Raw genomic sequence first — 12,038 nt, forward strand, 5'->3', positions numbered from 1 at the left:
ATGCAGATCGCGCTGACTTGGCCTTCGGCCAGGCTGCCGTCGGCGAACCGCGACCGCACCACCGGCAGACGCGCCAACTGGGTCCCGAGCATCACCACATGGGAGGCCGAACCCGCGCCGGCGCCGCACCCGCTGCGCAACCATGCCTGGGTGCTGGTGTGCCCGTGTCCCCGCGCTTCCCCGGTGCGATGTACCCGATCCACCCGCGCCGCAACAGCCGACACCAACCGGTCACGGGCATACATCAGTTCCTGCGCCTCAGCCAAACACGCAGACGCCACCTCAGGCGGCTCAGCCAAGGCCAGCGCGGACGCGGCCTCCACCAGCACCGCCACCAATCCAGCAGTCGACTCCGCTGGCGTCGGCGCCCCGCCTTCTGCCTCGCTGTCCCCGTCGGCGGGCGGCTCGCCACAGCCCACCGAGGCAAGCCGTCCGGTGGCCTCGGACGACGCAGAAGACGCGGATGCGTTCTCCGCGCGCGTGGCCTCCCACCACGCTTTGATCCCGGACGCGGAGCTCAACGCAGAACTGCCGTCCGACGACCACGCCCGGGCCTGCTCCCGTACCTCCGCCCACCACTCGGCACCACCGATCGGCTCACGAGACCCGGGAGACGGACGCTTTCCATGCCGATCGGCCACGCCGCCTCCCCCCAAAGAGCCCCGGATCGAAACTGTGTCTGAATACTCTCACGCACAGTGACGACTCGACTACGGATAATCGAACAGAATTTCTATCCGTTGTGGCTCCAGGGCGAGCCATAGGCGGCATATTGCGAGACCATCTCCCTGCAGGGGGACGCCTGTACGGTCAGCCCTTGTCGGAGCCCTCGTTGGCCCCCCGTACGAAGTAGCGCTGGAACACGACGAAGATGACGGCCACGGGAATCGTCGCCAGCACGGCCGCGCCGAGCTTGAGCGGATACTGCGTTCCCTTTCCGAGCGAGCCGCTGACCAGGTCGGCGAGGCCGCGGGGCAGCGTGAACAGGTGGGGGTTCTGCACCGCCACGAGCGTGTGCGGGAACTCGTTCCAGGTGCCCTGGAAGGAGATCACGGTCAGCGTGATGAGCGCAGGCCGGGCCATCGGCAGGACAACCGACCAGAATGTACGGAATGTCCCGGCGCCGTCGATGCGGGCTGCCTCTTCCACGCTGACCGGGATCGACTCGAAGAACTGCTTCATGATGAACACCCCCGCCGCGTCCGCTATCACGGGCAGGATCAGCGCGGTGTAGCTGTCGTATATCCCGAGCTGGTTGAGCACGAGGAATTTCGGGATGAACAGCACGACTCCTGGTACGGCCAGCACCGCGATGATCGCGGAGAACAGCGCCCTGCGTCCCCGGAACCGCAGCCGGGCCAAGGCGTAGCCCGCCATGGAGTCGAGGAGGAGCCGGCCGGCCGTGACGATGACGGTGACCAGCAGCGAGTTGCCCAGCCACAACGGCATGTCGGTGTCGGCGAAGGCCCGCGCGTAACCGGCGAACGACAGCGGATCGGGAATCGGGGACAGCGGGTTGGCCGCGGCGCCCGCCTCGGTCTTCAGCGAGTTGCCGATCTGGATGACGAACGGATAGAGGAAGACGAGCGCGAAGAAGACCAGGATGCAGTACCCCGCGAAGGTGGACGCCAGCGACCGCGGGTCCTTCTTGTTGCCGGCCATGTCATGACCTCCGCTCACGCATGACCCACCGCTGAATCAGGGTCATCACCACGATGATCGAGAAGAGCACGAACGAGATCGCCGTGCCCGAGCCGTAGTCGAAACTGCGGAACGCCGTCCGGTACGACAGGTAGGCCGGGGTGAGGGTGGTCTTCGCCGGATCGCCCTGGCTCATCACGTAGATCTGGTCGAACACCTGCCACGTCGAGATCAGCCCGAGCGTCAGCACGAGGAACAGGGTCGGTTTGAGCAGCGGCAGTGTCACGTGGCGGAAGCGCTGCCACCGGCCCGCCCCGTCGAGCATGCTCGCCTCCTCCAAGGTGACCGGGATGTCCTGAAGAGCGGCCAGGAACATCAGCATGAACGTGCCGGAGGTCGTCCAGACGACCAGCATGATGATCGTCGTCATGGCGACGCTCGGGCCGGACAACCAGTCCCACCAGGACAGGCCGAACGGTCCCCCGGAGGTGAGGGCCGCCGGGGGAGAGCCGGGGTCGACGAGCCCGAGCGCCCCGAGGAGCAGGTGCAGAGTGCCCCGCGAGTCGGAGAACCACTGGGGCCCGTCGATCCCGAAGAGGCCGAGCAGGTTGGTCACCGCGCCGGAGTTGGCGAAGATGAACAGGAAGACCACGCTGATGGCCACCGAGCTGGTGACGGACGGGAAGAAGAACGCCGCGCGAAAGAAGCTCTTGCCTTTGAGCAGCCTGCTGTTGACGATCATGGCGAGCCCGAGTGCCAGGACCGTCTGCGTCGGCACGACGATCGCCACGTAGTAGATGTTGTTGCGGATGCTCGTCATGAAGTCCTGCCGGGCCAGGCCCTCCTGGGTGAACAGGCGGGTGTAGTTGTCCGCCCCCACGAACGGCACACCGGCCTGGAACGGGCTGCCCTGCCCGTTCCAGGAGGTGAGGCTCACCCAGAGAGCCATCAAGATCGGCAGCAGCATGAACAGGCCGAGGATGATCACGACGGGTGCCACGAACAACCAGCCCGCGACGTTCTCTCTGGTGACCGCTGAGACGCGGTGCCGCAATCGGCCGCGGCCCGCCGCAGTCGTCGTGCCCGCCACGTCGGCCTCCTTCCCTCTGGGATGCGGCTAGTTACCGAGCGCGGTCTGGGTGTTCTTCTGCACCCGTTCGAGAAGCGCCTTGGGCGTGGTCGAGGTGAGCTGCTGGATGCCGCTGTCGAAGTCGGCCAGCACGCTGTCCATCTTCGGAGCGTTGACCGGGCCCTGGGCGTAGTCGGCGCCGTTCACGAAGGGCGCGTCGCCGGGGAACGCCGTGACGTAGGCGTCCTTGGCCGACTGGCGCGACGGCATGACGCCGAACGCGCGCGCGAAGGTCAACTGCTGGTCGGCCGTGGTCATCGCCTCGACGAAGCTGATCGCCTGCTGCTTGTACTTGCTCTTGGCGGAGATGCCCCAGCAGGTGGTGAACGACAACGTGCCCTTGCCCTTCGGGCCTGCGGGCAGCTCGTGCACCGTGTACTTCACGTCGGGGAAGTCGGCCTGGAGCGCGCCCTTGATCCAGTTGCCCTCGACGGTCATCGCCACCTTGCCCTTGCCGAAGGCCTCGCCGGCCCAGCCCGCGTCGAGCTGCTTGGGATATTCGGCGAGCTTGTCCTTCAGCAGCGACTGCACGTAGTCGAGCGCCTGGACGTTCTCCGGGCTGTCGGCGGTGGCCTGCTTGCCGTCCGGGCTGGTGATCCAGCCGCCCGCCTGGACCATGAACGCGCCGACCCGGTCGCGGGTGTCGCCGATGGCGAGGGGCGTGACGCCCGCATCCTTGATCTTCTTGCTCACCGCGGTCAGCTGGTCCCAGGTCGTCGGCACGTCGGAGTCCGACAGCCCGGCCTTGGACCACAGGTCCTGGTTGATCACCAGCGCCAGCGTGGAGAAGTCCTTCGGTGCGCAGTAGAACGTGCCGTTGTAGGTGAACGTGGTGCGCAGGCTCGGGTAGAAGTCGGCGGAGTTGGAGATCTTGTCGCCGTACGGCTCCAGCGCGCCGACGCTCGCGTAGTCGGCGAAGCGGGAGGCGTCCACGTAGAACACGTCTGGAGGGTTGCCCCCGGCGAAGGCCTGACCGAGCTGCTGGGAGAGGTCCTGCGCGGGCGTCACCGTCGCAGTGGCGCCGTTCGCCGAGGCCCACTTGGCCGCGGCGTCCTTGACGGCCGCGGTCTCGGCGTCGCCGGAGGAGCCGATGAGGATCTGCAGCTTGGCGGGCCCGCTGCTCTGCTGGGCCTGCTGGGCGCCCTGGTCGTCGAACCCGCTCCCGCAGGCCGCGGCCGACAGGACCACGGCGCACGCGGCGGCGCCGAGGGCCGCCTTTTTGAGGTTCCTTTTCGTGGTGCTGTTCCTGGAGACGCTGCTGTGCTTCATCGCACTTTCCTGATCTATCTCGGGGGTGTGGACGGTCGCTGATGAATCACGCCGACTGCCTGACGACCAGCGAGGGTTCGAGCAGCACCGGGGCCTGCGACGTCTGGGTGCCGTCCAGGGCGCGCGCGAGCAGCGAGACGCAGCTCGCCGCGGCCTCCTTGAGCGGCTGGCTGAGGCTGGTCAGCCCCACCGCCTTGGCCACTGGCGTGTCGTCGAACCCGATCACCGCGATGGGCAGGTCGGGACGGGTGTCGACGCGCCAGGCGAGCCCGGGGGAGCGGGCGGCGTGGAGCCCCCCCACCGCGAGCGAGTCGCTGACGCAGACGAGTGCGGTGACTCCGGGGTCGGAGTCGATGAGATCGCGGGCTGCGGCCTCGCCGTCGGCGACGGCGTCGCTCGTGGCCCGGCTCAGCCCTGAGGGGTCGATTCCGGCCTCCGCGAGCGTACGGGCCCAGCCTTCGCGGCGGTCGTCGCCGACGCCGGAGCCGGTCGGCCAGCCGAGGAATCCGATGCGGCTGTGCCCGGCGTCCAGCAGGTGGCGGGTCGCCGCGGCGGTTCCCGCGGCTCCGTCGACGTCGACCCAGGGATGGCGCGCCTCGGACTCCTCTCCCCACGGCCGGCCGAAGGTGACGAACGGCACGCCCTTGCCGAGCAGCCACGAGGCGCGGGGGTCCTGGTGGTGGGTGCCGGTCAGCACGAAGCCGTCCGGTTCGTACGCCCCGAGCAGGTCCTCGAAGGTGGCGATCTCCGTACGGTCGTCGTCGGCCGTGTAGAGCAGGACGCGGTAGCCCGAGCGGGCGGCGGAGTCGGTCAGCCCGTGCAGGAAGCGGTCGAGCACCGAGCCGTTGATGCCGTCGCGGTCGGGGTCGATCCGGATGGCGATCAGGCGCGACCGGCCGGTCCGCATCTGCCGGGCGGCCTGGTTCACGCGGTAGCCGAGCTCGCCGACGACGTCGAGGACGCGCCGCCTGGTCTCCTCGCGGACGACGTCTGGCGTGTTCAGCACGTTGGACACCGTCTGCCGGGAGACGCCCGCCACTCGGGCGACGTCGGCGATCGTGACCTTGTCGGCCATCAACGAGCCTTTCCGTCGGTTTGAACGTTCAAAGAGAAGTAAGGCATGATTGGATCGTTCAAGTTAAGGAAGTGTTTCGCAATGTGCACCTCCCGCGGCGTTCTGTCAAGGTCAAGCTTCAAATCAGGAGGCTCCCCCGTGCTCGTGTCCCCCGCCCATGACGACCTCTGAGAGCGCGCGGGGCGCCGCGCCCCGCCCTTCCGAGACTTCCCACCGCCTCCAACCGCTTCTTCATGACCTCGTCAGCACCGTCATGGCGCCGACCAGCGCGCTCAGCGGAGCCGACGGGCAGATCCGCGCCGCCGGCGTGCAGGGGCTCTTCCACGCCGACAGCCGGGCGCTGTCCCAGGCGCGGCTGCTGGTCGACGATGCGGAGCCCGAGGCGATCGGGCACGCCCACGCGGGGCCGGGCCGCACCCGCTTCGTGTCGCTGGCCCGCGGCCTCGGCGACCGCGTCCCCGACCCGACCGTGCGGATCGACCGCGTGCGCGAGATCGGCCCGTACGGCATGGCCGAAAGTGTGGAGATCGCCTCCACCGCCTCCATGACCGTGCACACGACGGTGACCATCGAGCTCGGCTGCGATTTCGCGCCGATCGAGGTGGTCAAGTCGGGCGGCGCCGCCGAGCCGGCCGCCGCGCAGGCCGGGGCGGACGGCGAGCTGCGCTGGAGCGCGGGAGCCGTCCAGGTGGTCGTGACGGGAAAGGAGGCCCAGGCGGAGGCGGGCTCCCCAGGGGGCGGCGTCTCACGGCTGCGGTGGGAGGTCACGCTGGAGCCCCGCAGCAGCGTGACGCTGCGCTGGCGGGCCGAGGTCGACGATCGCGCCGCGGTCGTGGTGGCCCCCACCGGCGAGGCCGAGTGGAGCATGGCCGAGGTCACGGCCGACGACCGGAGGCTCACCCGGCTGCTGCGCCAGTCGCTCGACGACCTGCGGTCGCTGCGCCTCGCCGAGGCCGGAGCCCCCGGCGACACGTTCCTCGGCGCGGGCGTGCCGTGGTTCCTGACTCTTTTCGGCCGCGACAGCCTGTGGGCGGCCAGGATGCTGCTCCCCCTCGGCACCGGGCTGGCCGCGGGCACTCTGCGGGTTCTGGCCCGCCGCCAGGGCGTACGGCTCGATCCGGGCTCGGGGGAGGCCCCCGGAAAGATCATGCATGAGCTGCGGCGGCACGAGTTCGCCGTCGAGGGCAACGGCCTGCTGCTGCCCGCCGCCTACTACGGAACCATCGACGCCACCCCGCTGTGGATCAGCCTGCTCCACGACGCGTGGCGGTGGGGCATGCCGGACGGGGAGGTCGCGGCGCTGCTGCCCAACCTGGAGGCCGCTCTCGGCTGGCTCGGCGACCACGCGGACGCCGACCGCGACGGTTTCATCGAATACATCGACACCAGCGCCCGCGGGCTCGCCAACCAGGGGTGGAAGGATTCCGGCGACGCCGTGCGCTTTCACGACGGCACCCGCGCCGCGCCGCCTATCGCCCTGGCCGAGGTCCAGGGCTACGCCTACCGGGCGGCCCTCGACGCGGCGGCGCTGCTGGGGGCGTTCGGCAGGCCGGGCGCCGCACGCTGGCACGATTACGCCGGGGCCATGGCCGAGCGGTTCCGTGCCCGCTTCTGGGTGGACGGGCCGCACGGCCGCTTCCCCGCCCTCGCGCTCGACCGGGACAAACGTCCGGTCGACTCCCTCACGAGCAACATCGGTCACCTGCTCGGCACCGGGCTGCTGTCGGCCGGGGAATCGGCCGCCGTCGCCGGCCTGCTCGCCTCACCCGCGATGGCCGCCGGATTCGGCCTGCGCACGATGTCGTCGGAGGACGGCGGATTCAGCCCGCTGTCCTATCACTGCGGGTCCATCTGGCCGCACGACACCGCGATCGTGATCGCCGGGCTGGCCAGGGAGGGTTTCGGCGCCCAGGCGGCCACGCTGGCCGAGGGGCTGCTGGCGGCGGGGGAGGCGTTCCAGTACCGGCTGCCCGAGTTGTTCTCGGGAGACGCCCAGAGTGTGGTGGGCAGGGCCATGCCGTACCCCGCCGCGTGCCGTCCGCAGGCGTGGTCGGCGGCGGCCGCGGTCGCGATCGCCCACGCGGCGGTCGGCTTCCATCCCGACGTGCCCGGGGGGCGCGTGGTGGTCCGGCCCCTTGAGGGCGCGCCGCTCGGCGCCGTCTCCATGCGGGGGTTGCGGGTCGCCGGGTCCGAGGTCACCGCGTCCGTCGACGCCCACGGCCGATCGGAGGTCATCGGCCTGCCCGAGGGCATGGTCGTGGACAAGCCGGTGGCGGCCGGCCATACCGGCCGGTGAATTCGGTGCTTGTCCGGCCTGAAATCCGGTGAGAACGTCAGGAGTGGCCTTTCTTGAAAGGAATCCTGACATGACCGAACTCCGGCAGTTGCCGTTCGACCGCGCCGACGCGCTGGGGATCTCACCGGCCTTCGGCGAACTGCGCGCCGAGGAGCCCGTCGCCAGGGTTCTGACCCGGACGGGCGATCAGGCGTGGCTGGTCACCGGCTACGACGAGATCCGGCAGGTGTTCGCCGACGAGCGGTTCGGCCGGTCGCATCCCACGCCGGAGTCGGCTCCCCGGCTGTCCAAGAGCGTCATGCTCGGCGGGCCGGTCGGCGACTACGCCGGCGAGCGGCACCTGCACCAGGGCATGCGCCGGCTGCTCGCGCCCGCGTTCTCGGCCCGCAGGATGCGGAACCTGGGAGACCGGGTGCGCGTGCTCGTCGCCGGCCTCATGGACGACATGGAGAAGGCGGGCCCTCCGGCCGATCTGCACGAGGCGCTGTCGGTTCCGCTGCCCATGCAGGTGATCTGCGAGCTGCTCGGCGTGCCGTACGAGGACAGGGACATGTTCCGGGCGCTGGCCGACACGATGTCCGACCTCGAGGACGAGGAGAGCGCGGCGGCGGCCCAGGCGGAGATGCGGGCCTACACCTACGCGATCGTCGAGGCCAAGCGGGCGAACCCGGAAGAGGACGTCTATTCGGACCTCGCCGCGGCGGACCTGCCCGAGGACGAGATCGCCAGGATGGCCGCGGGCCTGTTGTTCGCCGGCCACGAGACGACCGTGAACCAGATCGATTTCGGGGTGTTGCTCTTCATGCGCAATCCCGAGCAGCGCGACGCGCTCATGCGCGACCCGTCGCTGGTCCCCGCGGCCGTCGAGGAGATCATGCGGGTGGCCGCGCCCAGCGAGCACGGGGTGCTGCGTTACGCGCGTGAGGACATCGCGGTCGGCGGCGTGACCATCCGGGCCGGCGACGCCGTGATGCTCGCGACGATGGCCGCCAACCGGGACGAGCGGGTCTACCCGGATCCGGAGCGGTTCGACATCGGCCGCGAGGCCGCCGAGCCCCATGTCGGCTTCGGCTACGCCATCCACTACTGCCTGGGCGCGAGCCTGGCCAGGGTCGAGTTGCAGGCGGTCTTCGGGTCGATCTTCCAGCGCTTCCCCGGGCTGCGCCTCGCCGTGCCGTACGAGGAGCTGAAGCCGCGCGCCGACCGCCTGACCGGCGGCCTGCCCGGGCTGCCCGTCGCCTGGTAGACGGCCGTCAGCGTGCGGTGATCCGGCCGTGCGCCCGCCGTACGCCCGCGGTCAGGGCGCCCCGGCAGGCTCACGGCCATGAACATCACAGACATCGCACAGCGAAACGGCAACCTCAAGGTCCTGATCTCCGGAGCGAGCGTCGCGGGCCCCGCCCTCGCCTACTGGCTGCGGCGGTACGGCTTCAGCCCCACCGTCGTGGAACGGGCGCCCGCGCTCCGGGAGGGCGGCTACGCGGTCGACTTCCGCGGACGCGCCCACCTGGCCCTCCTGGAGCGCATGGGCATCCGCGCCGACGTCGAGAAGGCCCAGACCCACATGGGGGCCACCTCGTACGTCAACGCGGTCGGCAAGCGCATCGCCGACATGCCCGCCGACCTGTTCGCCGGCGACATCGAGATCCTGCGCGGCGACCTCGCCCACATCCTCTACGACCTGACCAGGGACGGCACCGAGTACATCTTCGGCGACTCCATCACCTCGATCACCGAGGACGCGGGCGGCGTGGACGTCACCTTCGAGCGCGGCGCGCCCCGCAGGTTCGACCTGGTCGTCGGCGCCGACGGGCTGCACTCCGCCGTCCGGGCGCTGACCTTCGGCCCGGAGTCGCGGTTCGTGCGCGAACTCGGCCTGTACTGCGCGGTCTTCCCCACCGCCAACCGCCTCCGCCTCGACCACGCCGGCCGGGCCTACATCGCCCCGGGAAAGGTCGTCTCCGTCTTCAGCGCCCGCCACAACACGGAGGCGCGGGCCATGTTCTACTTCGCCTCCCCGCCGCTGTCCTACGACCGCCACGACACCGAGGCGCAGAAGAAGATCCTCGCTGAGGTCTTCGCGGGCGTCGGCTGGGAGACCCCCCGGCTGCTCGCCGACATGGCGGACGCGCCCGACTTCTACTTCGACTCGATCAGCCAGGTGCACATGGACCACTGGTCGAAGGGACGTGTGGTGCTGCTCGGCGACGCCGCGTCCTGCCCCTCACCGCTGTCCGGCATGGGCACCGGCCTGGCCATGGTCGGCGCGTACGTGCTCGCGGGAGAGCTCGCGGCGGCGGGAGGCGACCACCGCAGGGCGTTCGCGCGGTACGAGGAGGAGATGCGCGCCTACGCCACGGCGTGCCAGAAGCAGGGGCAGGGAGTGAGCAAGTGGATGGTGCCCGACAGCGGCCTCATGGCCTGGTTCGTCAACCAGAACTTCAAGCTCCTGCCGTACGTGCCCTGGAAGGGGCTGATCGCCAAGGGCGTGCGCAAGGTCGCCGAGGGCATCACGCTGAAGACCTACGAATGATCGAAAGCTTGTTTGAATATACTGGTGCGCATGACCGGCGCCTTCCAGGGATCGTTGTTCGGCTGGAGCGAGGAGGCCACCCTCGGCCCCCTCGGCCAGGCGGTGCGGCGCACGGTGCTCGACCACGGGGCCTGGGTGGACGTGCGCCCCGGCTGGATCACCGGTGCCGACGCCCTGTTCGAACGGCTCCTCGAAGTCGTGCCGTGGCACGCGGAGCGCCGGCACATGTACGACCGGATGGTCGACGTGCCCCGCCTGCTGAAGTTCTACGGAGAGGACGAGCCCCTTCCCGACCCCCTGCTCGTGGAGGCGAAGGCCGCGCTCGACGCGCACTACGGCGACGAACTGGGGGAGCCGTTCCGCACGGCGGGGATGTGCCTCTACCGCGACGGACGCGACAGCGTGGCCTGGCACGGCGACACCATCGGCAGGGGCAGCTCGGAGGACACCATGGTGGCGATCGTCTCGGTGGGCACGCCGCGGCCGCTGCTGCTGCGCCCGCGCGGCGGCGGGCCCGCGCTGCGCCACGAGGTCGGCCACGGCGACCTGCTGGTGATGGGCGGAAGCTGCCAGCGCACCTGGGAGCACGCGGTCCCCAAGACCACCAGGCCCACCGGCCCTCGCATCAGCGTGCAGTTCCGTCCGCGCGGGGTCCGCTGACCTCGACGGGGCCCGTCTGAGATCGTTGTGCTGCCGCAACCCAGAGAAAGGGCCCCGATGTCCCCGCAGATCTATGCCGCCGCGAGTGGCCGCTACGACTCCATGAAATACCGGCGCAGCGGCCGGAGCGGAGTCCTGCTGCCTGAGGTCTCGCTCGGCCTGTGGCACAACTTCGGCCACACCGACACCTTCGACGTTCAGCGGGCCGTCCTCCGCCGGGCGTTCGATCTCGGGATCACCCACTTCGACCTGGCCAACAACTACGGTCCGCCGCCCGGCTCCGCGGAGGAGAACTTCGGGCGTCACCTGAACGCCGACTTCCGCCCCTACCGGGACGAGCTGTTCATCTCCACCAAGGCCGGTTACGACATGTGGCCCGGGCCGTACGGGGAGTGGGGGTCGCGCAAGTATGTGCTGGCCAGCCTCGACCAGTCGCTCACGCGGATGGGGCTCGACTACGTCGACGTCTTCTACTCCCACCGCCCCGACCCCGACACCCCGATCGAGGAGACGATGGGCGCGCTCGACAGCGCGGTCCGGGCGGGCAAGGCGCTTTACGTGGGCATCTCCAACTATTCGGCGGAGCAGACGGCCCGGGCGGTGGCCGCGCTCGAGGAGCTCGGCACCCCGCTGCTGATCCACCAGCCGGCCTATTCGATGCTGGACCGCTGGGCGGAAGGCGGCCTGCTCGACACTCTGGAGGCGGCGGGCGCCGGCTGCATCGCCTACTCCCCGCTGGCGCAGGGCCTGCTGACGGGCCGCTACCTCGACGGAAACGTGCCCGAGGGCTCACGGATGGCGCTCGGCCGCTTCCTCACCCGCGACCGGCTCACGCCCGATCTGCTGGAGACGCTTCGCGGCCTGGACAAGGTGGCGCAGAGGCGGGGCCAGTCCCTCGCTCAGCTGGCCCTCTCGTGGGTTCTGCGTGACCCGCGGATCACGTCCGTGCTGATCGGGGCGAGCAGCGTGGCCCAGCTGGAGCAGAACGTAGCCGCCGTTTCCGGCCCGCCCCTGACGGCCGAGGACCTCGCCGACATCGAGGGGCTGCTGAGCCAGGGATTCTGACGGCGCCGGCCGGCCCGGGCAATCCCGGGCCGGCCGCCGCGTCAGTGATCGTCCCAGTGGCCGGCGTGGGCGGCGTGACGGTGGCCGTCGTGCGCGTAGTCGAGGTGGTCGCCGTGCTGGACGGACTGGTGACCGCAGCCCTCGCCATGCTGGTGATCATGCTGGTGCTCGACGTGCCCCGACGGCTCGCACTCGTCCCAGTGCCCGTTGTGGGCCTTGTGGAGGTGCCCGTCGTGGGCGTAGTCGGTGTGATCGCCATGCGGTACGGCGGTGTGCCCGCAGCCCGAGTCGTGCGCGTGGCTGTGACCGCTGTGCTCGTGATGTCCCATGGAGGGTTCCCTACCCCCCGTCGCGAGACCGTTTCGTAACA

11 protein-coding genes are annotated in these 12,038 nt (G+C 70.2%); 5 read left to right on the forward strand and 6 right to left on the reverse strand.

Going from position 1 to position 12,038, the window contains the following annotated elements:
- The 5 genes from Pth03_RS24845 to Pth03_RS24865 form a co-directional block, all read right to left on the reverse strand.
- A partial coding sequence (locus Pth03_RS24845; protein ID WP_203946790.1) for a hypothetical protein occupies nt 1-338 on the reverse strand: 338 nt, incomplete at its 3' end.
- 472 nt (nt 339-810) lie between these two features.
- Nucleotides 811-1,662: a carbohydrate ABC transporter permease gene (locus Pth03_RS24850; RefSeq protein WP_203946791.1), complete on the reverse strand. Its 852-nt coding sequence runs from the start codon at nt 1,660-1,662 to the stop codon at nt 811-813.
- 1 nt (nt 1,663) lies between these two features.
- On the reverse strand, nt 1,664-2,731 hold the full coding sequence (locus tag Pth03_RS24855) for a carbohydrate ABC transporter permease (protein WP_203946792.1): 1,068 nt from the start codon (nt 2,729-2,731) through the stop codon (nt 1,664-1,666).
- 27 nt (nt 2,732-2,758) lie between these two features.
- Complete coding sequence (locus tag Pth03_RS24860; RefSeq protein WP_203946793.1) at nt 2,759-4,039, reverse strand: sugar ABC transporter substrate-binding protein; 1,281 nt, start codon at nt 4,037-4,039, stop codon at nt 2,759-2,761.
- 46 nt (nt 4,040-4,085) lie between these two features.
- Nucleotides 4,086-5,114, reverse strand: a complete 1,029-nt coding sequence (locus Pth03_RS24865) for a LacI family DNA-binding transcriptional regulator (protein ID WP_203946794.1) — start codon at nt 5,112-5,114, stop codon at nt 4,086-4,088.
- Nucleotides 5,115-5,367: 253 nt separating this feature from the next.
- Between Pth03_RS24865 and Pth03_RS24870 the strand changes: the two genes are divergently transcribed.
- From Pth03_RS24870 to mgrA, 5 genes are all read left to right on the forward strand, one after another.
- Nucleotides 5,368-7,410 (forward strand): amylo-alpha-1,6-glucosidase, encoded by a 2,043-nt coding sequence (locus Pth03_RS24870; protein ID WP_239119338.1) that lies wholly within the window; start codon nt 5,368-5,370, stop codon nt 7,408-7,410.
- Between the two features lie 70 nt (nt 7,411-7,480).
- Nucleotides 7,481-8,656 (forward strand): cytochrome P450, encoded by a 1,176-nt coding sequence (locus Pth03_RS24875; RefSeq protein ID WP_203946796.1) that lies wholly within the window; start codon nt 7,481-7,483, stop codon nt 8,654-8,656.
- Nucleotides 8,657-8,734: 78 nt separating this feature from the next.
- The gene (locus Pth03_RS24880; protein ID WP_203946797.1) at nt 8,735-9,943 is read left to right on the forward strand and encodes an FAD-dependent monooxygenase; all 1,209 of its coding nucleotides are present in this window, start codon (nt 8,735-8,737) and stop codon (nt 9,941-9,943) included.
- 30 nt (nt 9,944-9,973) lie between these two features.
- Nucleotides 9,974-10,603: an alpha-ketoglutarate-dependent dioxygenase AlkB gene (locus Pth03_RS24885; RefSeq protein ID WP_203946798.1), complete on the forward strand. Its 630-nt coding sequence runs from the start codon at nt 9,974-9,976 to the stop codon at nt 10,601-10,603.
- A gap of 57 nt (nt 10,604-10,660) precedes the next feature.
- Nucleotides 10,661-11,668: an L-glyceraldehyde 3-phosphate reductase gene (gene mgrA, locus Pth03_RS24890; protein ID WP_203946799.1), complete on the forward strand. Its 1,008-nt coding sequence runs from the start codon at nt 10,661-10,663 to the stop codon at nt 11,666-11,668.
- A 41-nt stretch (nt 11,669-11,709) separates the two neighbouring features.
- Here the strand turns inward: mgrA and Pth03_RS24895 are convergent, their stop codons facing one another.
- Nucleotides 11,710-11,997, reverse strand: coding sequence for a hypothetical protein (locus Pth03_RS24895; protein ID WP_203946800.1), 288 nt, complete (start codon nt 11,995-11,997; stop codon nt 11,710-11,712).
- Between the last annotated feature and the right edge of the window lie 41 nt (nt 11,998-12,038).

Source organism: Planotetraspora thailandica (assembly GCF_016863335.1).
GTDB classification, from domain to species: domain Bacteria; phylum Actinomycetota; class Actinomycetes; order Streptosporangiales; family Streptosporangiaceae; genus Planotetraspora; species Planotetraspora thailandica.

What these genes read in the sequence shown, in the direction of transcription:
- Pth03_RS24875 (WP_203946796.1), top strand. Translation starts at nt 7,481, where the DNA reads ATGACCGAACTCCGGCAGTTGCCGTTCGACCGCGCCGACGCGCTGGGG.
- Pth03_RS24860 (WP_203946793.1), bottom strand. Translation starts at nt 4,039, where the DNA reads ATGAAGCACAGCAGCGTCTCCAGGAACAGCACCACGAAAAGGAACCTC.
- mgrA (WP_203946799.1), top strand. Translation starts at nt 10,661, where the DNA reads ATGTCCCCGCAGATCTATGCCGCCGCGAGTGGCCGCTACGACTCCATG.
- Pth03_RS24850 (WP_203946791.1), bottom strand. Translation starts at nt 1,662, where the DNA reads ATGGCCGGCAACAAGAAGGACCCGCGGTCGCTGGCGTCCACCTTCGCG.
- Pth03_RS24880 (WP_203946797.1), top strand. Translation starts at nt 8,735, where the DNA reads ATGAACATCACAGACATCGCACAGCGAAACGGCAACCTCAAGGTCCTG.
- Pth03_RS24885 (WP_203946798.1), top strand. Translation starts at nt 9,974, where the DNA reads ATGACCGGCGCCTTCCAGGGATCGTTGTTCGGCTGGAGCGAGGAGGCC.
- Pth03_RS24865 (WP_203946794.1), bottom strand. Translation starts at nt 5,114, where the DNA reads ATGGCCGACAAGGTCACGATCGCCGACGTCGCCCGAGTGGCGGGCGTC.
- Pth03_RS24870 (WP_239119338.1), top strand. Translation starts at nt 5,368, where the DNA reads ATGGCGCCGACCAGCGCGCTCAGCGGAGCCGACGGGCAGATCCGCGCC.
- Pth03_RS24895 (WP_203946800.1), bottom strand. Translation starts at nt 11,997, where the DNA reads ATGGGACATCACGAGCACAGCGGTCACAGCCACGCGCACGACTCGGGC.